A 23,696-nucleotide genomic window follows, 5' to 3' on the forward strand; every position below is an offset into this window, starting at 1 on the left:
CTGCTGCCGGCCGGTGCCGATGCCGGCATGCCCGACGCCGGCGTCGATGACGCCGGCTGGGCGGCCGCGGTCCGGCAACTGCTGGCGCAGACCGATGCGCGGCTGAGCAAGCGCTTCGACCAGGGCGACGACATCGATCGTCTGCTGGCGCTGCGCGCACGCGCGCTGGACCAGTTGATCCGCCATGCCTGGAGCCGCTGCGTGCCGCGCGAGGCCGGGCTGGCGCTGTTCGCGGTCGGCGGCTACGGCCGCGGCGAACTGTTCCCGCGCTCGGACATCGACCTGCTGGTGTTCGGCGAGCTCGACCCGGCGTACGAACCGGCGCTGGCGCGGCTGTTCCCGCTGCTGTGGGACGCGGGCGTGCCGGTGAGCCATGCAGTGCGCTCGGCCGCGCAGTGCACGGCGGCCTGCGCCGACCAGACCGTGCTGACCGCGCTGATCGAGGCGCGCCCGCTGCAGGCCGACGCCGCGGCCAAGGCAGCGCTGGCAGCCGCCATCGCGCCGCCGCGGGTGTGGCCGCCGCGCGAATTCTTCATGGCCAAGCGCGAGGAACTGCAGGCCCGCCACCAGCGCTTCGGCGATACCGCCGACAACCTGGAGCCGGACATCAAGGACGGCCCCGGCGGCCTGCGCGACCTGCACACGCTGGGCTGGATGGCGCTGCGTGCGTTCGGCGTGCGCGACCTGGAGCCGTTGATCGGGCTGGGCCACGTCGGCGGCGACGAAGCCGCCGCGCTGCGCCGCGAGCGCCGCGAGCTGGCGCGCTTGCGCTACGGGCTGCACCTGGTCGCCAATCGCACGGAAGAGCGCCTGCGCTTCGATTACCAGAAGACCCTGGCGCAGCGCCTGGGCTTCTCCGACGACCCCGAGAGCCTGGGCGTGGAGAAGATGATGCAGCGCTTCTACCGCAGCGCGGCGATCGTGCGCCGGCTCAGCGACCGCTTGCTGCAGCGCTTCGAGGAGCAGTTCGACGGCGAGGCGCAACCGCAGCCGCTGGACGGCGGTTTCTCGCTGCGCCGCGGCTACCTGGCCGCCGACGACGAACGCTGGCCGCAGGCCGATCCGGTGCAGGTGTTCGCGCTGTTCGCCACATGGGCCGCGCACGGCGAGATCCGCGGCCTGCATTCGCTGACCGCGCGCGCGCTGGCCGAGGCGCTGCCGCATCTGCCGGCCTACGCCGACGCCAGCCCGACCGCGCGCGAGCGCTTCCTGGCGCTGTTGCGCGGCCCGCGCGCGGTGCAGACGCTGACCCGGATGGCGCGGCTGGGCGTGCTCGGGCAGTGGATCCCGGCGTTCGCGCAGGTCTCCGGGCGCATGCAGTTCGACCTGTTCCATGTGTACACGGTCGACCAGCACACGCTGATGGTGCTGAAGAACATGGCGGTGTTCGCCAACGCGCGCGCCGACGAACGCTTCTCGATCGCGCATGAAGTCTGGCCACGGCTGCGCAAGCCGGAACTGCTGCTGCTGGCCGGCCTGTTCCACGACATCGCCAAGGGCCGCGGCGGCGACCATTCGGAACTGGGCGCGGTGGATGCGCGCGCGTTCTGCGTCGCGCATGCGCTCAGCGCCGCCGATACCGACCTGGTCACCTGGCTGGTCGAGCAGCACCTGCGCATGTCGGTGACCGCGCAGAAGCAGGACATCGCCGATCCGGAGGTGATCCATCGCTTCGCCAGCCTGGTCGGCGATCGCGAGCGGCTGGACTATCTGTATCTGCTGACCTGCGCCGACATCGCCGGCACCAGCCCCAAGCTGTGGAACGCGTGGAAGGACCGGCTGCTGGCCGATCTGTACTTCGCTACGCGCCGCGCCCTGCGCGAGGGCCTGGAGCATCCATTGCCGATCGCCGAGCGCCTGCAGGAGGCGCGCGAAGCCACGCGCGCGCTGATGCACCTGCAGGGCCACGACGACGTCACCATCGATCGCCAGTTCGCCGGCATGCCCGACGAGAGTTTCCTGCGCTTCCGTCCCGAGCAACTGGCCTGGCAGGCCACCTCGCTGATGGAGGTGGAACTGGGCGGTACCCTGGTCAAGGTGCGTCCGGTCACCCCCGACGACGCGGCGCTGGAAGTGTTCGTGTACTCGCCGGATCGCGACGGCCTGTTCGCCGCGATCGTGATGACCCTGGACCGGCTCGGCTACGGCATCCACCGCGCGCGCGTGCTCGACGCCCCGCACGAGGCGATCTTCGATACCTTCGAGGTGATGCCCGCCGATGCCTTCGCCAGCGGCGACCTGGTGCAACTGCAGGCCGCGTTGCGCGAGGCGCTGGCCGGCGACCTGGCGCGCCTGCGTCCGGCGCGGCGGGTGGTGCCGCGGCAGTTGCGGCATTTCCGCTTCGCCCCGCGCATCGAATTCCGCGAGAGCCTCGACGGCCGCCCGACCCGGCTCAGCCTGGTCGCGCCGGACCGGCCCGGGCTGCTGTCGGACGTGGCCCAGGTGCTGCGCCGGCATCACCTGCGTGTGCACGACGCGCGCATCGCCACCTTCGGCGAGCGCGCCGAGGACCTGTTCCACATCACCGACGAGCACAACCTGCCGTTGCCCGACGCCTCCCGCCAGGCGCTGCAGGCCGCGCTGCAGGCCTGCCTGGACCCCGATACCCCGCCTGGAGACCCCCGCTGATGGCCACCAAGAAGCCTGCCGCCAAGACGTCCGCTGCCAAGACGGCGGCCACGAAGAAGCCGGCACCCAAGACGCCGGCCAAGCCGGCTGCCGCGAAGCCTGTGGCGCCGACCGCGGCAGCCAAGCCCGCCAAGCCCGTGCCGAAGCCGCTGCGCGCCAAGCCGGCCGCCCTTCCCCGCGCCGACGAGCTGAAGTTCACCATCGACAGCGCCTTCGAGCGCCGCGCCACGCTGACCCTGGACGAGATCGAGGGCTCGACCCGGCCGGTGGTCAACCGCGTCATCGATGGCCTGGAAAGCGGGGAGTTCCGCGTCGCCGAGCCGGACGGGCACGGCGGCTGGAAGGTCAACGAGTGGCTGAAGAAGGCGGTGCTGCTGTACTTCCGGGTCAACGAGATGGCGGTGGTGGAAGCGCAGCCGGCGCCGTTCTGGGACAAGGTGGAAGCGCGCTTCGCCGGCTACCACGAAGCCGAGTTCCGCAAGGCCGGGGTGCGCGTGGTGCCGGGCGCGGTGGCGCGCCGCGGCAGCTATTTCGGCAAGGACGTGGTGCTGATGCCGAGCTTCACCAACATCGGTGCGCACGTGGGCGAGGGCACCATGGTCGACACCTGGGCCACGGTCGGTTCCTGCGCGCAGATCGGCAAGCATTGCCATCTGTCCGGCGGCGCCGGCATCGGCGGCGTGCTCGAGCCGCTGCAGGCCAGCCCGACCATCATCGAGGACCATTGCTTCATCGGTGCGCGCTCGGAGGTGGTGGAGGGCGTGGTGGTCGGCCACCACAGCGTGATCGGCATGGGCGTGTTCCTGGGCCAGAGCACGCGCATCTACAACCGCGCCACCGGCGAGATCTCCTACGGCTACGTGCCGCCGTACAGCGTGGTGGTGTCCGGGCAGCTGCCGTCCAAGGACGGCTCGCACTCGCTGTACTGCGCGGTGATCGTCAAGCAGGTCGACGCCAAGACTCGGAGCAAGACCAGCGTCAACGATTTGCTGCGTGGGTTGGCTGACTGAGGATGGTGAGGCCGGGTCAACCCCGGTCTCGCTTTGGTGTGCTGCTTCCTGTCGACTTCGTGGTCAGGTGGGGGCCTTTGTGTGTTGCGCGGTTACTGTGCGTGTTCCTGTAAGAGTGCCCAGCGCGGTGGCACTCGCGAAAGCATGCAGCACGGTGGTGCTGAATTGCACTGCATCCACGCCGCAGCCGCTCTTACATTTCCAATCATCAAGCACTTGAGCTTGCGGCAGCAGCAAAAGCTTTCGCCCTTGCGGGCGAGTTACTTTGATCAGCCTTCGGCTGCTGAGAAGCGCTTCTTTGCTCGTGCAAAGAAAAGTAACCAAAAGAAGTGCTTCACCACAGCCGAAGGCTGGTCAAGCACGCCCTGCCTACGCGCCCTCCGCGCTGCGCGCTCCGGGTCCGCGGATGCACCGGGGATTCGCGGAAGGGGCTTGGCTGCGTTGCAGCCAAGTCCGGGGCAGTCGCCTCACGGCGCCGGCCCGCCCGCTGGGGCGAAGCAGTGCTTCGCCTTCTCCCGGCGAGCCCTGCCCCTGCCGCGAACGGCGCACATCCCTGTGCGCCGCCCTTCGGGTGTTTCCCCGGTCCATCCGCCGCTGCGGAAGGGAACCCGGTAGATCAAAAGCAAACGCAAAGGCGATAAACCACGCTGTGGCTTCCGTCGTCATCGGCATCCGGTATGCCGAACCTCCGGCGAATCCACTGCCAGTGCGCTGTCTGCGGGTAGGCCAGGCACATGATGTGGTCGTCGCACGGCGCGAGGCCATTGTCTCGCAGGACTCGCGGTCTCGCGGCCAGGGAAGGGCGCACACCCGGCGTACATCGGTGGCCGGATACGCTGCCACACGCGGGTTCGAGCGCTGCCGCAGCGATGCGGATCGGGCCGACGATGCCTGGCGTAGACCGTTGCCGGGTGCTGCCACTGTGCCGACAGGAGATACCGATGCGGAAGATGAAATGGGCTTGCTGGATGACGGTGGCGTTTACGTTGTCCGCATGCGGGCGTGAGGGCGCACCGGCGCCAGCGGCACCTGCGGGTGCCCACACGCCCACTGCGATGGACGCTGCGCCAAACCCCGCTTCGGTCGCGACACCTGCGCCTGCGCAAGTGCCTGCGACGACCGCAGAGAGCGCCGGCGCCGGCGAGCCGCTGTCCTGCGCCGCCGAGATCGGCGCCGACGCCGCGGCGGCGCGCGTGGCGACCTGTCGCGCGGTGTCGCCGGCCACGCATCCGCCCTGCAATGCCGCCAACAGCTGCGCCATGATCGACAACGAGATCGCCCGCAGTTGCGCGTTGCTCGGCCGCGACGGACCGACCACCGCCGGGTGCGGTGCGGCCGCCGACAGCCCGCAGGTAGCGGCCGACGTGGTGCGGCGCTACTACGCGGCGATCAACGCGCGCGACTACCCGGTGGCCTGGCAGCAATGGGGCGAGGACGGGCGCCCGGGGCAGTCCTACGATGCGTTCAAGGCCGGCTTCGCCAGGACCCGTGCGGTGACGGTGACGATCGGCGCGCTCGGCGCCAGCGACGGTGCCGCCGGCTCGGTGTATCAGCCGGTGCCGGTCACCGTGGAAGCGACGCTGGCCGACGGCACGCGGCAACGCTTCCGTGGCAACTACGTGCTGCGCCGGGTCAATGGGGTGGACGGGGCCTCGGCCGCGCAACTGCGTTGGCGGATCGACTCGGCGAAGCTACAGGAACTACCGGCGCAGTGAGGCTTGGTCTAGAGAGGTGGCTGTCCGATCGCCCCGTCTCACTGCAGCAACGGAACCGATGGCGTTCGCGGGCGGTGAGGCAACGCGGGCTGTCTGCATGTGCCATGGCAGCACGGCGCACCGACCCTCACCCCGACCCCTCTCCCGATGGGAGAGGGGCTTGGAGCGGCTAGCGAATCTGCTGCGCAGCCGCCAGGCGAGCGGGGACGGTGCTCGGAATCATGGACGCACTTGTACACTCCGGTTCCTGCGCGCGCCGTCCCGGCCATCTGTCGGCTGCTCGCAACGTGTTGTAGCCACGCTTCCTCGCTTGAAGGGATGTTTCGATGACGACGTTGTACGGATTGAAGAACTGCGACACCTGCAAGAAGGCGACCAAGTGGCTGGACCGCTTCGGCGTGGCCTACACCTTCGTCGATTACCGCGAGCACAAGCCGACGCCGGAGACCCTGCTGGACTGGGCCGGCCAGGCCGGCGGGTTCGACGCCTTGGTCAACAAGTCCTCCACCACCTGGCGGCAACTGCCCGACAACAAGAAGACACCTGGCTCCGATGCCGAGTGGAAGTTGCTGCTGCGTGAGTATCCGCAGCTGATCCGGCGGCCGGTGGTGGTGACCGACGACGGCCGGCTCAGTCAGGGCTTCTCCGACAACGGTTTCAAGCAGCGATTCGGGGTGGCGTGAACATCCGCCCGTATCGGGCCGAGGACTGGACGCGGCTGTGCGCCATCCACGATGCCGCGCGTCTGGAGGAACTGCAGGCGGCGGCCTGGTGGAGGCGTTCCTGCCGCTGCCGATCGCGGCCGAGCGCGAGGCCCTGTTCGACTACCGCGTGCAGGTCGCCGAGTGGCAGGGCCAGGTGCTCGGCTTCGTCGCCGACGATGGCGAGGAACTGGCCTGGCTGTACGTGGACCCAACCGCACGCCGGCGCGGCGTCGGCCAGGCGCTGGTGGCCGCCGTGCAGGACGCCAGCCCGGCCGGCCTGACCCTGGAGTTGCTGGAGGGCAATGCCGCGGCACTGGCGTTCTACCGGGCCTGCGGTTTCGTCGAAACCGGTGTGCACGGCGGGCGCATGCCGGGCAACGAGGCCTTCGCGGTGCGCGTGCAGTGCATGCGCTGGCCCGGCGTCGCGTCGTAGCGAAGCCGCGACCGCGCCGCACATCCGCCAGGCGACACTGGCAGACCCTTCGAATCCGCCAGCACCGCTCGTACACTGCGTTTCCGGTGTCGCCCGTACGCGACGCTGCCGCTGGCGATCCTCATCGCGTCTCCCTCGTGTCTTCCAACGGTGTCCTGCATGTCCGATGTCCTTGAACTCGCCTGCGACCTGATCGCCCGCCCGTCTGTCACCCCCGACGATGCCGGGTGCCAGGAACTGATCGCGCAGCGGCTGCAACGCGCCGGTTTCGTCATCGAGCGGCTGCGCTGCGGGCAGGTCGACAACCTGTGGGCGACCCACCGCGGCGGCGACGGTCCGGTGCTGGCGCTGCTCGGGCATACCGACGTGGTGCCGCCCGGACCGCGCGAGGCCTGGGCCAGCGATCCGTTCGTTCCGCAGGTGCGCGACGGCGTGCTGTACGGACGCGGCGCTGCCGACATGAAGGGCAGCGTGGCCGCGTTCGTGGTCGCCGCCGAGCGGTTCGTAGCCGCGCAGCCGCAGCACCCGGGCACGCTGGCAGTGCTGCTGACCAGCGACGAGGAAGGCGATGCGATCGACGGCGTGCGCCACGTGGCGCGCGTGTTCGCCGAGCGCGGAGAACGCATCGACTGGTGCATTACCGGCGAGCCTTCGTCCACCGAACGGCTCGGCGACCTGCTGCGGGTCGGTCGCCGCGGCAGCCTCTCCGGCGCGTTGAGCGTGCGCGGCGTGCAGGGGCACGTGGCCTATCCGCACAAGGCGCGCAACCCGATCCACCTGGCCGCGCCGGCGTTGGCCGAACTGGTCGCGCGGCACTGGGACGACGGCTACGAAAGCTTCCCGCCGACCAGCCTGCAGATCTCCAACGTGCACGCCGGCACCGGCGCCAACAACGTGATTCCCGGCGAATTGCAGGTCGCCTTCAACCTGCGCTACACCCCGCACTGGGACGCGCCGCGGCTGGAGGCGGAGATCGCCGCGCTGTTCGATCGCCATGGACTGGACTATGACCTGCGCTGGCACCGCAGCGGCGAACCGTTCTACACCCCGGAAGGCACGCTGCGCCGGGTGGCGCGCGAGGTGCTGGGCGAGGTCGCCGGTGCGCCGCCGGAGGAGAGCACCGGCGGCGGCACCTCCGATGCACGCTTCATCGCGCCGCTGGGCGCGCAGTGCATCGAGGTCGGTCCGGTCAACGCCAGCATTCACCAGGTCGACGAGCACGTGCGCGTGGCCGACCTGGAGGCGCTGCCGGATCTGTACCTGCGCCTGGTCGAACGGTTGCTGCGGTAACAGTTGCGCCCGCCCGCGTGCCGGGTTACGGTCGCCCCATGACCTCGCTGTCCATCCTCCGCTCGACCACCGCCAACGGCCGCAATAACGCGCTGGCGAATAACCGTGCGCGGCCGATGCGGGTCTGCGACTAGGCGCTACCAGAAACACCACGCCCAGCCACCAGAAAACCCGCATCGGCCGATGCGGGTTTTTTTGTGCCTGGAGTGTGCATCCCTCGCGACCACCACCCCACGATCAGGAGCTTTCCCATGTGTTCGATCTTCGGCATCTTCGGCCTGCAACCGGGCGACGACCTGCAGGCCCTGCGGCGGCAGGCGCTGGACTGCTCGCAGCGGCAGCGCCACCGCGGCCCGGACTGGAGCGGCGTGTATGTCGACGACGGCGCCATCCTCGTGCATGAGCGCCTGGCCATCGTCGATCCGGCCGGCGGCTCGCAGCCGCTGCTCTCCGACGACGGGCAACTGGCGCTGGCGGTCAACGGCGAGATCTACAACCATCGCGAACTGAAGAAGCAACTGGCCCAGCCCTACGCCTTCCAGACCGGCTCGGACTGCGAGGTGATCAACGCGCTGTACCGCGAGACCACGCCGGACGCGCTGCTGAACCGCCTCAACGGCATCTTCGCCTTCGCGCTGTGGGACAAGGCCGCCGGCCGCGTGCTGATCGCGCGCGATCCGATGGGCGTGTGCCCGCTGTACTGGGGCCATGACGCGCAGGGCCGGCTGCGCGTGGCGTCGGAGATGAAGTCGCTGGCCGACAGCTGCGCCGACGTCGCCCAGTTCCCGCCGGGCCACTACTACGACAGCGCCAGCGGCGAACTCGTGCAGTACTACCGCAAGCCGTGGCGCGACTACGCCGCGGTGCAGGGCGTGGAGGTCGGCAAGCAGGAACTGCGCGAGGCCTTCGAGCGCGCCGTGCACCGCCAACTGATGACCGACGTGCCGTATGGCGTGCTGCTCTCCGGTGGGCTGGATTCGTCGCTGGTGGCGGCGGTGGCCGCGCGCTTCGCACGCAAGCGCATCGAGGAGAACGACGAGGCCGAGGCCTGGTGGCCGCGCCTGCACTCGTTCGCGATCGGCCTGAAGGGCTCGCCGGACCTGGCCGCCGCGGCGATCGCCGCCGAGGCCCTGGGTACCGTGCATCACGGCTTCGAGTACACCTTCGAGGAAGGCCTGGATGCGCTGCCGGAGGTGATCCGGCACATCGAAACCTACGACGTCACCACCATCCGCGCCTCCACGCCGATGTTCCTGCTGGCGCGGCGGATCAAGGCGATGGGGGTGAAGATGGTGCTGTCCGGGGAAGGCAGCGACGAGATCTTCGGCGGCTACCTGTACTTCCACAAGGCGCCCAACGCGCGCGAGTTCCATGAGGAACTGATCCGCAAGCTCGACGCGCTGTACAACTACGATTGCCTGCGCGCCAACAAGTCGATGATGGCCTGGGGCGTGGAGCCGCGCGTGCCGTTCCTGGACGTGGAGTTCCTGGACGTGGCCATGCGCATGGACGCCCAGTACAAGATGGCCGGCACCCGCGCCGACGGCAGCAAGCGCATCGAGAAGGCGGTGCTGCGCGAAGCCTTCGAGGGCTACTTGCCCGAGTCGATCCTGTGGCGGCAGAAGGAGCAGTTCAGCGATGGCGTCGGCTATGGCTGGATCGATGGGTTGAAGGCGCACGCCGAGGCCCAGGTCAGCGACCGCGAACTGGCCGCGGCCGACAAGCGCTTCCCGGTGAACCCGCCGCAGACCAAGGAAGCCTATTACTACCGCAGCCTGTTCGAGCGCGTGTTCCCGACCCCGGCCGCGGCCGAGACCGTGCCCGGCGGCAAGTCGATCGCCTGCTCCTCGCCAGCGGCGATCGCCTGGGACGCCAGCTTCGCGGCCATGGCCGATCCCTCCGGCCGCGCGGTGGCCGGGGTGCACGCGCAGGCGCTGGGATGACCGCTGTTAGCCTGCTGGCGATCGCCGGCGTGCTGCTGCTGGGGGCGATCAGCCCCGGCGCGAGCTTCCTGCTGGTGGCGCGGCTGGCCGCCGGACGCTCGCGCGCGGCCGGATTCGCCGCGGCACTGGGCATGGGCGTGGGGTGCGCCCTGTTCGCGCTGGCGGCGTTGTTCGGCCTGCAGGCGGTGCTGGAACGGGTGCCGGCGCTGCACCGTGCGCTGTCGATCGCCGGTGCCGTCTATCTGCTGTGGCTGGCCTGGCGGGCGTGGCGGACGCCGGCGCCGGCCGTCGCGCTGGCACAGGAGGTGCCGGCCGTGCGTTCGGCCTTCGTCATGGGCTTGCTGACCCAGGTCGGCAACCCGCAGACCGCGCTGGTGTTCGCCGGCCTGTTCGCCGCGCTGCTGCCGGCGCAGCACGTGCCGGCCGACTATGTCGTGCTGCCGCTGCTGGCCTTCGCCATCGATGCGGCCTGGTTTGCAGTGGTGGCCGGGGCGCTGTCCGCGCCGGCGCCTCGGCGCTGGTGGCTGCGCGCGCGGCGGCCGCTGGATCGGCTCAGTGCGGTGTTGATGAGCGGATTGGGCCTGCGCCTGCTGTGGCGGGCCGTGTAGCGGCGGCGTGCGACGCGCGGACAAGGGCGGCGCTGCACGCACCGGCTGTGTCTAGGCGCAGATGCGCGCTACCGCCGCGCCCGGAGCAAGCGCAACGTCTGCCGCGGGCTTACGGCGGCGTGGCTGCCGGCAGATCGACGCTGCCCGCGAACGTGGGCGTGCCAGGAAAGGCGCTTGCGGCGCCGTCGAGGCGGAGGTTGCCATGGCCGTCCTGTCGGGCAGCGGACAGCGCACGGTCGGCGCGGGCGAGCAGGTCGGATAGCTCGCCACCGACTGGCAGCGATGCCAGGCCGATGCTGCAGGTGAAGCCGACCCCATCCACGCGCACGCCGCGGATCCGCTGCTGCAGGCGCTGCAGCCGTTCGCGCGCCTTGGCCTGCGACACGCCCTCGAACAGCAAGCCGAATTCTTCGCCGCCGAGGCGGCCGACGCGGCAGCGCGGATCCAATCGCAGCAGTTCCGTCGCCAGCGCCTGCAGCAGCGCATCGCCGACGTGGTGGCCGTGCTGCATACCGATCTACTCGACGTCGTCGATCTCCAGCATGGCCAACTGCACCGCCTGCTGCGTCCCGATCGCCGCCTGCAGGTCGGCCAGCAGCGCGCGCCGGTTGGGAAGGCCGGTCAGCGCATCGGTCGCGGCCAGGCGCCGATCGCTTTCCCGCTGCGCGTGGGTGCTGCGCATGGCGGTGACGACGATGCGGTTCAGGGCCAACCCGACGATCGTCACCGCCGCCACCAGGAGTTCCAGCAGCGGCAGGTCGGCCGCGGTCGGCACCAGACTGTCGTGCCAGCCGAGCATGATCGCCCAGGTGCAGGCCAGCGCCAGCAGGTAGTCGCGCGTGCTGGAGAACAGCACGCTGTAGCCCAGGCACAGGGTCACCGCCACCGGCAGCAGCCAGGCCAGGCTGGCGCCGCCCATGTGGTGCAGCTGCAGCCGGAACGCGGCGTCGAACGCGATCACCGACAGGAACGCGCCCAGCCGCCATTGCCAGGCTTGCCTGGCCATGCGCATGACCACACAGCTGCCCAGCATGGCGACGAAGGCCAGCGCGTAGCGCGAGTCCAGCGGTCGGCTCAGGTAGGGATTGCACAGTAGCAGCACCAGCCAGGCGCACAGGGTCAGGCCTTGGAGCGCCAGGATCGGCGTGTCGAGCGTGCGGCGAACATGCAGGTGGTAGTTCATCTGCTCTCCAGAGAGCGCCGCGGCACTCCAGCGTCTGCGCGGCACGGCCGGTGCGGTGGTCCAGCGCGATCCGTCGGTCGCTGGGGCGTCGTCACCGGATAGCGGCCGCTGCAGGCACAGCTTTAGCGCCTTCGTCGGATGCGTGCGCCGCCGGGGCCATGGCGGGCGGTCATGCGGTACCAGGGAGAGGGCAGCGACCTGCACGCGCCGGACGCATGCCGCGCGTCAGCCGCGGCACGACCGCGCCACGACGCCCTGCCGAGACAGGCAGGGCGGCAGGGCGTCAGGGCGGCGAGGCAGCAGCGCGCTTACTCGAAGCGCACGCAGTGGCCGTAGCGTTCGGGCTGGATGTCGATGCCCGAGGCATCGGCCTGGTTGCTCTTGCGCCACAGGTTGGGGCGGAAGTCCGGCCCGGTGCAGTTGGCCGCGCTGTCCACGCCGATGGTGTAGGTGTAGGGATTGCCGCGGAAGGTGTTGTTCTCGAAGGTGTTGTCCTGGCTCATGCTGTTGTCCCAGCACAGGATCTGCGGCGTGCGCTGGCGGATCGAGCAGGTCAGGTAGAGCCCGGCGCCCTTGTTGTCGATGAACTGGTTGCCCGCGAACAGGTTGCGGCGCGCGTCGGCCAGGTACACGCCCTGGCTGCCGTTGCGCTCCAGGCGGTTGTCGCGGATCTCGCTGTCTTCCAGGTGCTCGGTGGTGATGCCGGCGGCGACGTTGTCGTGGATCACGTTGTCGATCAGCTTGACCTTGGCGGTGCGGTTGAACGACACCCCGTCCCAGATCGCGCCGGACACGTCGTTGTGCGCGATCAGCAGGTCGCGGCTGTCGAACTCGCTGAGCAGGCAGGCGCTGCGGCACTTGCTCACCCGCAGGTGGGTCAGCTGGATGTTCTGGCCGTTGCGCACCACCACCAGGCTGTTGCTCAGGTACGGGCGCTCGGGCATGAACTCCTTGTCGATGGTGCCGCCGACGATCTGCAACTGCTCCACGCGCACGTCGCGGATCGGCCGTATGGGGCGCTCGTTCTGGTAGTCGCCGATGACGATGGTGGGTTGCTGCACGTGATCGCGCATGCGCAACACGGTGCTGTCGCCCTGGCCGCGCAGGCGCAGGCCGTCGCGCTGGATCGACAGCAGCTTGCCGACCGGGAATTCGCCGGCGCTCAGGCACACCGTGGCGGGTTTGCCGTCGTTGGGGACGCGGTCGATGGCGGCCTGCAGATCGTCGCCGGGTTCGGCGCGCACGCTGCAGTCGGACGCAGCAGCCGGCGCGTCGGCGGCCGGCGTGGCACAGGCGGAGAACGACACGGCCGCGGCAAGCGGCAGCAACAGGGCGAGCAGGGGAGGGCGCTTCATCGGTAGGCAGACTCGGCAGTGGGGGGAGGGAAGACGGTAGGCCGGCGCATGAGACAGACGCGTGCGCGGAACCGAGATCAGGTCATTGTGGAGCGGGCGGCCTTAATGTCAGCGTGTGCTGGGTCGGGCCGGGCAGGAACTTTGTGGCGCGACCCTGCACCCAGTCGGCGTGGCCGGCGCCCCAGAACGGCGACAGCGGATGGCCGCTCTGGCCGCCCGGCATGTGCACGATGCCGTCGGCCTCGTGGCCCGGCGCCACCACCATGCGTTCGGACGCGCCGAAGGCCGGGCGCTGCACCCGCGGCATGTCGTCGTCGCCGGGCAGCGGCGTGTCCGCCATGCACAGCCAGCCACGCAGCGGCGCCGGCAGGCCCTGCGCCAGCGGATGGCAGATCGCCGCGCGGTTCTCCAGGCCCCAGCGGCGCGTGTCCAGCGGGCCATCGGCCTGCAGCGTCGTGCGTACCTCGGCGGCGGCGTCTTCCAGCAGCGCCTGCCAACTGCCGTAGCGGCGCGGCAACAGGTGCAGCGGCTGTTGTTGCAGCAGTGGCCAGGCCACGCCTTCCAGCTGCGGCAGCGGCGGTGGCGCGGCAGCGCCGCCGGAGCCGGCACGGGCCGGCGCGATCAGGCCGTCGCGGATCCGCGTCAACACCGCCAGGCGCCACGCGCGGACCACGGTGTAGCTCACCGAGCCGGTGCTGGCGCGGCCCTCCCAGTGCTTGGCCGCCTGCGACAAGGCATGCAGCGCCGGTGTGGCCGCGTCGGCGTCGCGTTGCTGCAGCAGCGCCCACCAGCGCTGCAGGAACAGCGCGCGATCGTCGAGCTGGATCGCCAGCAACTGCTGTTCGTTGAGGTGCGGGTGCAGGCGCAGGTCGTCGCGGATCTGCTGGGCGCGTGCGCCCAGCGCGTAGCCGCCGTCGCCGAGCGGTGCCAGGTCGGCGCCGCCGACCACGCGGGCATTGGCGGTCCACAGTTGCCCGTCGGCGGGATCGATGCGCTGCGGCGATTGGGTGGTGGACAGCGGCCACGGCGCGCAGCGCGCATCCGCCGGCATCGACGCGCGCACGTCGTGCATGACTGCGTCGGCTGCGCAATGCGCGCCGCGCAGCGGCAGCGGGCCGAGCACGCGCCAGCCGATGTGGCCGTCGCGGTCGGCCAGCACCAGGTTCTGCGCCGGCGTGGCGATGCCTTGCGCGCGCGCGAAGGCGCTGCCCAGCGTATCGGTGCGGGCGAAGTCGGCCAGCCCCAGGTTCAGCGCGCCCGGCAATTGCGCCGCCCAGCGCAGCGCCAGTGCGCTGCCATCGGGCTCGTGCTGCAGGATCGGGCCGTAGGCGGTGTCCTCCACCTGCAGCGTGGTGGCGGGCGCGCCGGAGACGCGGATCTGTTCGCGGTGCACGGTGACCGGCGTGCAGCCGGGCTGCGCGACCGCCGCGCATGGGGTGAGCCGGTACCAATCGGCGGTATCGGCATAGCTGTTGGTGAAGCCCCAGGCGATGTGGCCGTTGCTGCCGACGATCACCGCCGGCAGCCCCGGTAGCGAGAACCCCGACACGTCCACGCGGCCGCCCGGCGCCTGCGCATCGGCATAGCGCAGGCGTACCCGGAACCACAGGCTGGGCGCGCGCAGGCCCAGGTGCATGTCGTTGGCGACGATGGCGCGGCCGTCGGCGGTGCGGCTGCCGGCGATGGCCCAGTTGTTGCTGCCGGGCGCGCTGCTGGCCACGGCGCCCGCGGCGGCGGGCGCGTCCGCGAGGCGCCGCAGATCGAGCTGGTCGGCGGTGGGCAGCAGCGCATCGCCGCGTACGCTGCCATCCAGGGCGGCGTCCCAACTGCTGCCCTCGTGGCGCAGCAGGGCGTACAGCGGCGCCGGCAAGCGCTGCTGCAGGCGGTACAGGTCCAGCTTGCGCTCGAGCTGCTTGCCCTGCAGATCGAAGTACATCGCCTGGCCGGCCAGCGCCGAATCCACCGGCTGCCAGTCACGCGGCGCAGCGAACAGCACCAGGTACGGCCACGGCCGCACCCGCAGCGCGTGCAGGCCCTGGTTGACGCCGGCGCTGTAGGCCTGCAGCGCCGCCGCATGCGTGCCGGCGAACGCGGCCAGCTGCGCGCTGCTGCGGGCACGCAGGCGATGCGCGCGCCGCGCCTTGTCCACGTCCAGCGCGTGCGGGCCGACCAGCTCGGACAGTTCTCCGGCGGCGGCGCGGCGCAGCAGGTCCATCTCGAAGAAGCGTTCCTGGGCGTGCACGTAGCCGAGCGCGCGCATCGCATCGGCTTCGTCGGCGGCCTCGATGGTGACCACGCCCAGCGCGTCGCGTTGGATGCTCACCGGCGCCTGCAGGCCTTGCAGCGGGGCATCGCCGTCGAGCGTGGCCAGGCTGCCGCGCAGCAGCAGCCAGACGCACAGCACCAGGGCTGCCGCCAGCAGCAGCATGCCCAGCAGCAGGCGTTTCCATCGACCGCGCATCGTCTCTCTCCGGTGGCAAGTCTCCGATTCTAGACACGAGTGCGTGTCGTTCCCGCGTAGGCGCGGCACGCTGTGCGCGGGGTCACGCATCGTGGGTGGTGCGACTCGGGATGTGAATGATTCCGATTGGAACGCGGCGCGGCGGCATCGGGCACTATGGCGCCCTCAGTCGACCCCACGGAGCCCGCCCCATGAAGGGACACCCCGACGTTGTGCAATGCCTCAAGGAGCTGCTGCGCGGCGAGCTGGCCGCGCGCGACCAGTATTTCATCCACTCGCGGCGTTACGAGGACCAGGGCCTGCTGGCGCTGTACGAACGCATCAACCACGAGATGGAAGAGGAGACCGAGCACGCCGATGCGCTGCTGCGGCGCATCCTGTTCCTGGAGGGCGACCCGGACATGCGCCCGCATGCCTTCGAACCCGGACGCACGGTCGAGGAGATGCTGGAGAAGGACCTCAAGGTCGAGTACGAAGTGCGCGCCAATCTGGCCGCGGGCATGAAGCTGTGCGAGCAGCACGGCGACTACGTCAGCCGCGACGTGCTGCTGGCGCAGTTGCGCGACACCGAGGAAGACCATGCCTGGTGGCTGGAGCAGCAGCTCGGCCTGATCAAGCGCATCGGCATGGCGCTGTACCAGACCTCGAAGATCGACGGGCACGTGTCCGGCAAGGACGCCTGATCCGTCCGCGCGCCTCCCGCGTGCGGGAGGCGCCGATGCACTGAGCGGGGAATTTCCCGCCACTGCGGCCGCGCCATCACCGGCCGCTTGCGGCCGGTCGCGCGTACCGGTCGCCCTCTCTGTCTCGCTGGCCCGCAGCGGCATTGCCGCTCTTCACCGGTGACAGTGCGCATTGTCGATGTAGTGAAGGTTGCCGCTGCAGCCAGGTGGCAGCCCATGCCGACCGATCTCGCTGCATTGGCCGTTGTCTTTAGCCGTTGCGTGACGTCGCCGACCGCGTTCGGCGGCGCGCAGGTGCCTGCGCTGGTGGAGTGCGCGCGACCGACGCATGCGTTCGGCGCGTGGCGGCTGACATGGTCCGAAAGCCGGCCGATCCGCTTCGCCATCTTCGCCGGTGGCTGTTGCAGCGCCGCAAAATTGGCCGCCGCATGCCTGGCGCTACGCACAAAAATCACTTTAAATCCAAAAGCTTGCGCGATTCGCTGCGCCCGCGACCAGCAGGGTGTGTGCAATGCTTGCAAAACAGTAGTGATCGCTATACGGTAGTTTTCACTACTGAATTGCGCGATGGCGAGGGGGCGTTCGATGCAGGCGAGTCCGGGAATGAAGCGGTGCGGCGCGATCGGTATGGCTGCCGCCGGATGGTTGCTGGCGAGCGCCACCGCGTGCGCCGCCCCGGCCACGGCGCAGGGGCTGTGGTTGACCGCGGCCAAGGACGCGGTGGTGGAGTTCGCGCCCTGCGCGGATGCGGGCACGGCCTTGTGCGGGCGCATCGTCTGGGACAAGGACGCCGGCACCGCGACCGATACCTGCGGCGTGCAGATCGCGCGCCTTGGGCACGAGGACGGCGATACCTGGCGCGATGGCTGGGCCTTCGATCCGCGCAGCGGCAAGCGCTACAAGGCCACGCTGCGCGCCAGCGGCAAGTCGCTGGACCTGCGCGCCTTTGTCGGCGTGGAAGTGCTTGGCGAGACCGAGCGCTTCACCCGCGTGCAGGCGCTGCCCGGCACGCCGGTCTGCACCAAGTAGTCCACCCGCCGCGCGCAACGCGCCGGCGCCATCGACGTGCGGGCCGCCGCGCGTCCCACTTCCTCAGCGAACCAGGGGAGATTGAGATGACTGCAGTCCGCTTCATGGCGGCCCTCGCGGGCGCACTGGCCCTGCACGGTGCGTGCTGCGCCCAGGCCCAGGCCCAGCAGGCCGACCCCGATGGCATGGTCAACTACGAGTTCCAGAACCAGATCAAGCTGATGAGCGAGCAGCGTACGCGCGGCGTGTCCGACTCGCTGATGCGCCCGTCGCTGAAGTGGACCACCCAGTTCGTGCACGCCAGCGGCTTCGTCGCGCTGCTGGAGGTGGCCAAGGTCAGCAAGAAGCAGTTCCTCGACGGCGACGGCCTGGGCATGACTGCGGCGGCCGGCTACCGCTTCGGCAACCCCGATGCCTGGCATGCCGGCGTCGGCCTGGCGACCGAGCGCTTCCCCGGCGCCAGTTTCCTGGCCCCGCACCGGATCGACCTGGAGACAGGAACGCCGGAGGACATCCGCCGCACCAACTACGACAGCAATTTCGGCGTGCTCGAACTCGGCTACGGCGCGGTCGAGGGCCGCGTGCTGTACGTGTTCTCCAAGACCTACCGCGGCGCCGACACCGGCGGCGTGTGCGCGCAGATCCTGCAGTTCGCCGCCGACCCGACCGTGGCGCTGCGCTGCTTCGCCCGCGGCGACCACGATTCGCGCGGCACCTTGCTGGGCGATCTCAATTACCAGACCCCGCTGTTGCCGTCGCTGCTGCCGTCCACCACGCTGCGCCTGCACGCCGGCTACCAGAAGCTGCGCAACTTCAGCGAGGGCAGCTTCGCCGACTATCAGATCGGCGTCACCCACAAGCGTTGGGGCCTGGACTGGAACCTGGACTGGGTCAGCACCCGGGTCAACGCGCACGAACTGTACTGGGTGCAGGACGGCGCGCGCATCCGCAAGACCGACGGCGACACCCTGGTGGCCTCGATCGGCTACACGTTCTGACCCATGCGCAGCGAACTGCTCGATGCCGACCGTGGCGGCGACCAGCCGCTGGTGCTGGCGGTGGACCTGGGAACCTCCGGCTGCAAGTGCGCACTGGTCACCCTGGACGGCCAGGTGATCGCCTGGGCGTTCGAACCGGTGCCGCTGCACGTGCACGGGGTCAGCGCCGAGCAGGATCCGCGCGACTGGTGGAACGCGCTGCTGGTCACCGCCGCGGCGGTGCTGCAAGGGGGCGAGGGGCTGCGCCGGCGGGTGACCGCGGTGTGCTGCTCGACCCAGGGCGAGTGCACCGTGTGCGTGGACCGCGACGGCCGTGCGCTGGGCAACGCCATGCTGTGGCTGGACATGCGCGGGCAGGCGGCGATCGCGCGGCGCCTGCGCGGGCGCTGGCTCAACGTGCGCGGCTACGCGCCGCTGAAGCTGCTGCGCTGGCTGCGCCTGAGCGGCGGCGCGCCGGCCGGCAGCGGCAAGGATTGCGCCGGCCACATCGCCTACCTGCGCGACCACGAACCGCAGCGCTACCAGCGCACGCACAAGTTCCTCAACGCGCTGGACTATCTCAACCTGCGCCTGACTGGACGTTTCTGTGCCACCGCCGATTCGGTGCTCACCACCTGGGTCACCGACAACCGCGACCCGATGCGGATCCGCTACGACGACGGCCTGCTGCGCCTGCTCGGCATCGAGCGCGACAAGCTGCCGGACCTGGTGGCCTCCACCGAGGTGCTGGGGCCGCTGCTGCCGGGCGTGGCCGCGCAACTGGGCCTGTCGCCGCAGACCCGGGTGATCGCCGGCGCCATCGACAACTCGGCGGTGGCGGTGGCCGCGGCCGTCGAGGACTACGCCTCGCATCTGTACCTCGGCACCTCGTCGTGGCTGGGCGCGCACGTGCCGCGGATGAAGACCGACGTGTTCAGCAATATCGCCGCCGTGCCGTGTGCGGTCGGCGGGCGCTACCTGGCCACCGCGCTGCAGTCCACCGCCGGCGCCAACCTGTCGTTCCTGCGCGACCGCATTCTGTTCCATCCGGACGAACTGCTCCGCGACGAGGAGCGCCCGGACGTGTACGAGGTGCTCAACGTGATCGCCGCGCGGGTGCCGGCGGGCGCCAACGGCCTGGTGTACATGCCGTGGCTGTTCGGCGAGCGCACCCCGGTGGAGGACCACAGCCTGCGCGCCGGGCTGGTCAACCTGTCGCTGATGCACACCCGCGAGGACATCATCCGCGCCTTCATGGAAGGGGTGGCGTTGAACACGCGCTGGATGATGGAGCCGTTCGCGCGCCTGCTCGGGCGCGATCCCGGGGTGGTCGCCGCGGTCGGCGGCGGCGCGCAGTCGGACCTGTGGTGCCAGATCATCGCCGACGTCAGCGGCCAGCCGATCCGGCAACTGCACAACCCGATCCAGGCCAATGCGATCGGCGCCACCTTCATCGCCGGCGTGGGCCTGGGCCGGCTGCGCTTCGCCGACCTGCCGGCGCTGCAACGTGCGCGCCGGGTGTACGAACCGTCTGCGGCCACGCGCGCGCTGTACGACGACCGCTATGCGACGTTCCGCGAGTTGCAGCGCACCCTCGCGCCGATCTACCGGCGCATGAATCCCCTTCCCGAGTGCGTGCCGGAGGTTCCCCAGCATGTTTGCCCATGAACAACGCGCGCGCGTGGTCGCGCTGTGCGTGGAACTGTCGCGGCGCGGCTACCTGGCCGGGACCGGCGGCAACGTCGCCTTGCGCCTGGACGCCGAGCGCTTCGCGGTGACGCCGTCGGCCACCGATTACCTGGCGATGCGCGCCGAGGACATCTGCGTGGTGCGCCTGGCCGACCTGCGGCAACTGGACGGCGCCGCCACGCCGTCGGTGGAGACCGGCCTGCATGCGCAGGTGCTGCGCCGCCGGCCCGACGTGGCCTGCAGCATCCACACCCATCAGCCGGTGGCCAGCGCCTGCGCGCTGCTCGGTGCGGCGCTGCCGGTGGAGGACCCGGCGTTGCAGGTGGCGATCGGCCACAGCGTGCCGATGGTCGGTTACTTCCCGTCCGGCACCGGGCTGTTGGCCTGGTTGCTGGCGCGGCAACTGCGCCCATCGCGCAATGCCTATCTGATGTGCAACCACGGCGTGCTGTGCTGCGGCCGCAGCCTGGAGCAGGCGGTGGCGGCGGTCGATGCGCTGGAGCAGGTGGCGCGCGAACACCTGACGCGCCGCATCCGCCGCCGCGCCCTGCACGACACCGGCCTGGCCGTGCCGTTGCGCGCCGTTCTCACTGCCCTGGAGGCCTGAGCGCATGCACGCCCTTTCTGTTTCCGTTCCCCCGAGCCCGGCACCGACCATGAGCCAGACCCCCGCCATTTCGCAATGGCCCGATGTGGACCAGTTGTACGCGCGCTTCCATGCGCTGGTGAACCAGCCGATGCGGCCGATCGGCGCCGCCGGCATGGCCAAGGTGATGCGCTACTTCGACGAGCGTTGCCAGGGCTCAAGGCGCCTGGGCGATGCGGCCAAGCAGGTGATCCCCGGCGGCGTGCAGCACAACCTGGCGTTCAACCATCCGTTCCCGCTGGCCATGCACAGCGCCGAGGGCGCGTACCTGACCGACGTCGACGGCAACCGCTATATCGACTTCCTGCAGGCCGGCGGCCCGACCCTGCTCGGGTCCAATCCGCCGGAACTGCGCGAACACGTGCAGGCGGTGCTGGACCAGTGCGGCCCGGTGACCGGCCTGCTGCACGAATACGAGGTCAAGCTGGCCGAACTGGTCTGCGCCAGCATGCCGGCGGTGGAGATGCTGCGCTTGCTCGGCTCCGGCACCGAGGCGGTGATGGGTGCGGTGCGCCTGGCCCGCACCCACACCCGCAAGAAATGGATCATCAAGATCGGCGGCGCCTACCACGGCTGGAGCGACCAACTGGTGTACGGCATGCGCCTGCCGGGCACCGGGCGCATGGAGGCGATCGGCATCCCGCGTGGCGCCACCGCCTACACCCAGGAATGCCATCCCAACGATCTGGAGGCATTGCGCCGCAAGCTGCAGCTCAACCGCCTGCGCGGCGGCACCGCGGCGGTGCTGCTGGAACCGCTGGGGCCGGAGAGCGGCACGCGGCCGGTGCATCACGACTACAACCGGCAGGTGCGCACGCTCTGCGACGAGTTCGGCGCGCTGCTGATCTTCGACGAGGTGGTCACCGGCTTCCGGCTCGGCCCGGGCGGCGCGCAGGGCTACTTCGGGGTCCTGCCGGACATCACTGTGCTCGGCAAATGCCTGGCCGGCGGCTATCCGATGGCCGGGGCGATCGGCGGCCGCCGCGAGGTGATGATGAGCCTGGTCGGCGGCATCGGCACCACCGCGCGGCGGGCCTTCGTCGGCGGCACGCTGTCGGCCAATCCGCTGTCCTGCGTGGCCGGCTACCACGCCTTGCTGGAGGCGCAGCGCAGCGACGCCGCCGGCCAGGCCGGCCGCGCCGGCGATCGCCTGCGGCAGGGCCTGGAGGCGATCATCCGCCGTCTCGGCCTGCCGTACGTGGTCTACAACATGGGCTCGATCGTGCACCTGCAGACCTCCGGCGTGCTGCTGCTGGACACCGGCAACCTGTACAAGCTGTGGCGCGTGCGCAACGAGGCCAAGCAGCGCAAGCACATGATGGAGGAGATGGGCGCGGCGTACTCCGCGCACGGGCTGATCACCCTGGCCGGCAGCCGCATCTACACCAGCCGCGCCGATACCGATGCGGTGGTGGACGAAGCGCTGAACCGCTTCGACGACGTGTTCAAGCTGGTGTAGCGCATGCCCACCCTCTCGCACATCGAATCGCTGTGGCTGCACACCCGCGAGCGGCTCGTGGCCAAGCGCCTGCTCGGCGACGATGCGGCAGCGCTGGCGCTGCGCTGTCCGGGCAGCACGGCGATGTGCTGCGGCGCGCTCGATGCGGAGCGGCCGCAGTGGCTGGACTGGCGCGACCCGGCGCTGCCGGTGGCGGCGCAGGTGCACGCGCAGGTGTACCTGCGGCGTCCCGACGTCGGTGCCAGCGCCTGGTCGGCGGGCGCGTTCGGCCATCGCCTGGCCGATGTCGGCGGCGTGCTGCCGCAGGTGTTCGACGAGCAGGCCCGGCACATCGGGCCGATGCCGGCGCCTTTTTCTGCGGTCGAGGCGTTGGCGACGGCGCCGCCGGCAGGCGGCAGCGTGCTGCTGCTCGGCGCACGCCCGCTGTGTCTGGGCATCACCGCGCAGCGGCTGGCGTTGAACGTGGAGTTGTTCGAGAAATGCGCCAAGGCCTACGTGCTCGCCGCCGCCGCCGGCGGCCAGGTGCGGGAGTTGCCTTGGTGGGTCCGGCGCATCGCCAACGGGCGGCTGCGCAAGGACCAGATGCGTGCCGCCGCGGCCTTCGCCGCTGGCGAATTGCCGGCCGAAAGCAAAGGCTACTGAGGGTCCACCGCGATGACCGCCACGCCATCCCCGTCTTCCATCGCGCCAACCGCCGTCCAGGCGACGCGTCCGCTCGCTGCGGCGTTGTCGATCGGCGCCATCGCCCTGCTGATCCTCGGCGTACAGCCGATCGTGCTCGGCGCACTGGTCGAGCAGCGCCTGATCACGCTGCCAGGGGTGGGCGTGGTGGCGATGGGCGAGATCATCGCGCTGGGCATCGGCGTGGCGCTGGGCGATGCGCTGCTGCCGGTGTCCTGGCAGCGCGCCACCGCGATCGTGGCGGCGCTGTTGGCGGCGCTGCTGAATCTGGCCACGGTGCAGGCGCAGGGCGACGCGGCCTTCGTCGCGCTGCGCGCGGCCGCCGGCCTGGCCGAGGGCCTGCTGGTCTGGGTCGCCACGGTCAGCATCGTGCGCGCGGCGACGCCGGACCGGACCACCGCAGTGTTCATGGTGCTGCAGGCCTTGGCGCAGATCGCGCTGGCGGCGGCGCTGGCGCTGTGGGTGTTGCCGGCGGCCGGCTGGAAGGGCGGCTTCGTCGCCATGGCCGCGACCTGCCTGCTGGTGCTGCCGCTGGCGGCGGCACTGACCGCGCCAGCGTCCCTGGCGTCCGCAGCCATTGCCCCGTGCGCGACGACCGCCACCGCCAGGCTGCGCTGGTCGCCGGCGACGCTGGCGCCGCTGCTGGTGGCGTTCCTGCAGATGTCGGCGATCGGCGCGCTGTGGGCCTACCTGGAACCGCTGGCGCTGCGTGCGGGGCTGGACGCGCATGCGGCGCAACTGCAGACCTCATGGGTGCTGGGCATGCAGATCGCCGGCGGACTGGCGGCGATCTACTGGGTGCGGCGGCTGTCGGTGACGGCGACCCTGACCCTGGGCAGCCTGGTGCTGTGCCTGGTGGCCGCGTCCATGTATCGGGTTCCCGGCAATCCGGCACTCGGGTTCGCGGCGGTGTGCGTGGCGTTCGGCTTCGCCTGGATGTTCCTGATGCCGTTCCATGTGGGCCTGGCGCTGCGCGCCGATGCGCAGGGCCGGGTGGCGGTACTGGTGCCGGCCGCGCAATTGATCGGCTCGGCCTGCGGGCCGTTGCTGGCCTCGCTGTTGCTGCACGCCGACGATCCGGCACCGGTGCCGCTGGTCGGCCTGGGCTTCGCGCTGGCGGCGGCGCTGCTGGCGCTGTGGATCGGCCGGCGGCAACGCGGCCCGGTCGCCGTGCAGGCTGGTTCGCATGCGCGGTGATTGCG

General features: G+C 70.6%; 20 protein-coding genes, 1 other RNA gene and 1 pseudogene. 18 read left to right on the forward strand and 4 right to left on the reverse strand.

Annotated features, from left to right (window positions below; translation table 11 throughout):
• The first annotated feature begins 27 nt into the window (after positions 1-27).
• The 9 genes and pseudogenes from NUG21_RS07290 (at position 28) to NUG21_RS07330 (ending at position 10,331) form a co-directional block, all read left to right on the forward strand.
• Positions 28-2,628 carry a [protein-PII] uridylyltransferase gene (locus tag NUG21_RS07290; RefSeq protein ID WP_263393052.1) on the forward strand — a complete coding sequence of 867 codons (2,601 nt, stop codon included), beginning with the start codon at positions 28-30 and terminating at the stop codon, positions 2,626-2,628.
• Positions 2,628-3,638: a 2,3,4,5-tetrahydropyridine-2,6-dicarboxylate N-succinyltransferase gene (gene dapD / locus NUG21_RS07295; RefSeq protein ID WP_263392692.1), complete on the forward strand. Its 1,011-nt coding sequence runs from the start codon at positions 2,628-2,630 to the stop codon at positions 3,636-3,638. The genes NUG21_RS07290 and dapD overlap by 1 nt, the downstream gene beginning before the upstream one ends.
• A 1,106-nt stretch (positions 3,639-4,744) precedes the next feature.
• Complete coding sequence (locus NUG21_RS07300) at positions 4,745-5,353, forward strand: hypothetical protein (RefSeq protein WP_263392693.1); 609 nt, start codon at positions 4,745-4,747, stop codon at positions 5,351-5,353.
• A 221-nt stretch (positions 5,354-5,574) separates the two neighbouring features.
• Positions 5,575-5,651: non-coding RNA, sX9 sRNA (locus NUG21_RS07305), on the forward strand.
• Positions 5,652-5,679: 28 nt separating this feature from the next.
• On the forward strand, positions 5,680-6,036 hold the full coding sequence (locus NUG21_RS07310; RefSeq protein ID WP_019797108.1) for an arsenate reductase: 357 nt from the start codon (positions 5,680-5,682) through the stop codon (positions 6,034-6,036).
• Positions 6,033-6,490, forward strand: a pseudogene (locus tag NUG21_RS07315) (GNAT family N-acetyltransferase). Before NUG21_RS07310 ends, NUG21_RS07315 begins: the two are co-directional and overlap by 4 nt.
• Positions 6,491-6,649: 159 nt before the next feature.
• Positions 6,650-7,780 (forward strand): succinyl-diaminopimelate desuccinylase, encoded by a 1,131-nt coding sequence (gene dapE / locus NUG21_RS07320; protein ID WP_263392695.1) that lies wholly within the window; start codon positions 6,650-6,652, stop codon positions 7,778-7,780.
• Positions 7,781-8,031: 251 nt separating this feature from the next.
• Entirely contained in the window at positions 8,032-9,723 is a 1,692-nt protein-coding gene (gene asnB, locus NUG21_RS07325) for an asparagine synthase B (RefSeq protein WP_160945809.1), read from the forward strand.
• Complete coding sequence (locus NUG21_RS07330) at positions 9,720-10,331, forward strand: LysE family translocator (RefSeq protein ID WP_263392696.1); 612 nt, start codon at positions 9,720-9,722, stop codon at positions 10,329-10,331. The genes asnB and NUG21_RS07330 overlap by 4 nt, the downstream gene beginning before the upstream one ends.
• 109 nt (positions 10,332-10,440) lie before the next feature.
• Here NUG21_RS07330 and NUG21_RS07335 read toward each other — a convergent pair whose 3' ends face one another.
• The 4 genes from NUG21_RS07335 to NUG21_RS07350 all read right to left on the reverse strand — a co-directional run bounded on the left by NUG21_RS07335 (position 10,441) and on the right by NUG21_RS07350 (position 15,330).
• Positions 10,441-10,842 carry a GGDEF domain-containing protein gene (locus tag NUG21_RS07335; RefSeq protein ID WP_263392697.1) on the reverse strand — a complete coding sequence of 134 codons (402 nt, stop codon included), beginning with the start codon at positions 10,840-10,842 and terminating at the stop codon, positions 10,441-10,443.
• Between the two features lie 6 nt (positions 10,843-10,848).
• A complete protein-coding gene (locus NUG21_RS07340) occupies positions 10,849-11,514 on the reverse strand; it encodes a hypothetical protein (RefSeq protein ID WP_263392698.1) in 666 nt (221 codons plus the stop codon).
• A gap of 308 nt (positions 11,515-11,822) precedes the next feature.
• Positions 11,823-12,869 (reverse strand): right-handed parallel beta-helix repeat-containing protein, encoded by a 1,047-nt coding sequence (locus NUG21_RS07345; protein ID WP_160945812.1) that lies wholly within the window; start codon positions 12,867-12,869, stop codon positions 11,823-11,825.
• An 82-nt stretch (positions 12,870-12,951) separates the two neighbouring features.
• Positions 12,952-15,330 (reverse strand): penicillin acylase family protein, encoded by a 2,379-nt coding sequence (locus NUG21_RS07350; protein WP_263392699.1) that lies wholly within the window; start codon positions 15,328-15,330, stop codon positions 12,952-12,954.
• A 191-nt stretch (positions 15,331-15,521) separates the two neighbouring features.
• On the opposite strand from NUG21_RS07350, the gene bfr reads away from it, so the two are divergent.
• The 9 genes from bfr to NUG21_RS07395 all read left to right on the forward strand — a co-directional run bounded on the left by bfr (position 15,522) and on the right by NUG21_RS07395 (position 23,691).
• The gene (gene bfr, locus NUG21_RS07355) at positions 15,522-16,013 is read left to right on the forward strand and encodes a bacterioferritin (RefSeq protein ID WP_026143459.1); all 492 of its coding nucleotides are present in this window, start codon (positions 15,522-15,524) and stop codon (positions 16,011-16,013) included.
• Positions 16,014-16,229: 216 nt separating this feature from the next.
• Complete coding sequence (locus NUG21_RS07360) at positions 16,230-16,559, forward strand: hypothetical protein (protein ID WP_263392700.1); 330 nt, start codon at positions 16,230-16,232, stop codon at positions 16,557-16,559.
• Between the two features lie 57 nt (positions 16,560-16,616).
• Positions 16,617-17,042 carry a DUF2147 domain-containing protein gene (locus NUG21_RS07365; protein WP_263392701.1) on the forward strand — a complete coding sequence of 142 codons (426 nt, stop codon included), beginning with the start codon at positions 16,617-16,619 and terminating at the stop codon, positions 17,040-17,042.
• Positions 17,043-17,146: 104 nt separating this feature from the next.
• Positions 17,147-18,040 carry a TorF family putative porin gene (locus tag NUG21_RS07370; protein WP_263393053.1) on the forward strand — a complete coding sequence of 298 codons (894 nt, stop codon included), beginning with the start codon at positions 17,147-17,149 and terminating at the stop codon, positions 18,038-18,040.
• A 3-nt stretch (positions 18,041-18,043) separates the two neighbouring features.
• Positions 18,044-19,687 (forward strand): xylulokinase, encoded by a 1,644-nt coding sequence (locus NUG21_RS07375; protein ID WP_263392702.1) that lies wholly within the window; start codon positions 18,044-18,046, stop codon positions 19,685-19,687.
• Positions 19,674-20,315, forward strand: a complete 642-nt coding sequence (locus tag NUG21_RS07380) for a class II aldolase/adducin family protein (RefSeq protein ID WP_263392703.1) — start codon at positions 19,674-19,676, stop codon at positions 20,313-20,315. Before NUG21_RS07375 ends, NUG21_RS07380 begins: the two co-directional genes overlap by 14 nt.
• A 49-nt stretch (positions 20,316-20,364) precedes the next feature.
• Positions 20,365-21,813 carry an aspartate aminotransferase family protein gene (locus NUG21_RS07385; RefSeq protein ID WP_160945818.1) on the forward strand — a complete coding sequence of 483 codons (1,449 nt, stop codon included), beginning with the start codon at positions 20,365-20,367 and terminating at the stop codon, positions 21,811-21,813.
• 3 nt (positions 21,814-21,816) lie between these two features.
• Entirely contained in the window at positions 21,817-22,455 is a 639-nt protein-coding gene (locus tag NUG21_RS07390) for a hypothetical protein (protein ID WP_263392704.1), read from the forward strand.
• Positions 22,456-22,539: 84 nt separating this feature from the next.
• A complete protein-coding gene (locus NUG21_RS07395; RefSeq protein WP_242159488.1) occupies positions 22,540-23,691 on the forward strand; it encodes an MFS transporter in 1,152 nt (383 codons plus the stop codon).
• Positions 23,692-23,696 lie beyond the last annotated feature (5 nt).

It is taken from the genome of Xanthomonas sp. CFBP 8445, assembly GCF_025666235.1.
In the GTDB taxonomy this organism is placed as follows: Bacteria; Pseudomonadota; Gammaproteobacteria; order Xanthomonadales; family Xanthomonadaceae; genus Xanthomonas_A; species Xanthomonas_A indica.

What these genes read in the sequence shown, in the direction of transcription:
- NUG21_RS07330 (WP_263392696.1), top strand. Translation starts at nt 9,720, where the DNA reads ATGACCGCTGTTAGCCTGCTGGCGATCGCCGGCGTGCTGCTGCTGGGG.
- NUG21_RS07380 (WP_263392703.1), top strand. Translation starts at nt 19,674, where the DNA reads ATGTTTGCCCATGAACAACGCGCGCGCGTGGTCGCGCTGTGCGTGGAA.
- NUG21_RS07385 (WP_160945818.1), top strand. Translation starts at nt 20,365, where the DNA reads ATGAGCCAGACCCCCGCCATTTCGCAATGGCCCGATGTGGACCAGTTG.
- NUG21_RS07370 (WP_263393053.1), top strand. Translation starts at nt 17,147, where the DNA reads ATGGCGGCCCTCGCGGGCGCACTGGCCCTGCACGGTGCGTGCTGCGCC.
- NUG21_RS07360 (WP_263392700.1), top strand. Translation starts at nt 16,230, where the DNA reads ATGCCGACCGATCTCGCTGCATTGGCCGTTGTCTTTAGCCGTTGCGTG.
- NUG21_RS07375 (WP_263392702.1), top strand. Translation starts at nt 18,044, where the DNA reads ATGCGCAGCGAACTGCTCGATGCCGACCGTGGCGGCGACCAGCCGCTG.
- dapE (WP_263392695.1), top strand. Translation starts at nt 6,650, where the DNA reads ATGTCCGATGTCCTTGAACTCGCCTGCGACCTGATCGCCCGCCCGTCT.
- dapD (WP_263392692.1), top strand. Translation starts at nt 2,628, where the DNA reads ATGGCCACCAAGAAGCCTGCCGCCAAGACGTCCGCTGCCAAGACGGCG.
- NUG21_RS07345 (WP_160945812.1), bottom strand. Translation starts at nt 12,869, where the DNA reads ATGAAGCGCCCTCCCCTGCTCGCCCTGTTGCTGCCGCTTGCCGCGGCC.
- NUG21_RS07365 (WP_263392701.1), top strand. Translation starts at nt 16,617, where the DNA reads ATGAAGCGGTGCGGCGCGATCGGTATGGCTGCCGCCGGATGGTTGCTG.
- NUG21_RS07310 (WP_019797108.1), top strand. Translation starts at nt 5,680, where the DNA reads ATGACGACGTTGTACGGATTGAAGAACTGCGACACCTGCAAGAAGGCG.
- NUG21_RS07350 (WP_263392699.1), bottom strand. Translation starts at nt 15,330, where the DNA reads ATGCGCGGTCGATGGAAACGCCTGCTGCTGGGCATGCTGCTGCTGGCG.
- NUG21_RS07335 (WP_263392697.1), bottom strand. Translation starts at nt 10,842, where the DNA reads ATGCAGCACGGCCACCACGTCGGCGATGCGCTGCTGCAGGCGCTGGCG.
- bfr (WP_026143459.1), top strand. Translation starts at nt 15,522, where the DNA reads ATGAAGGGACACCCCGACGTTGTGCAATGCCTCAAGGAGCTGCTGCGC.
- NUG21_RS07290 (WP_263393052.1), top strand. Translation starts at nt 28, where the DNA reads ATGCCCGACGCCGGCGTCGATGACGCCGGCTGGGCGGCCGCGGTCCGG.
- asnB (WP_160945809.1), top strand. Translation starts at nt 8,032, where the DNA reads ATGTGTTCGATCTTCGGCATCTTCGGCCTGCAACCGGGCGACGACCTG.
- NUG21_RS07340 (WP_263392698.1), bottom strand. Translation starts at nt 11,514, where the DNA reads ATGAACTACCACCTGCATGTTCGCCGCACGCTCGACACGCCGATCCTG.
- NUG21_RS07390 (WP_263392704.1), top strand. Translation starts at nt 21,817, where the DNA reads ATGCCCACCCTCTCGCACATCGAATCGCTGTGGCTGCACACCCGCGAG.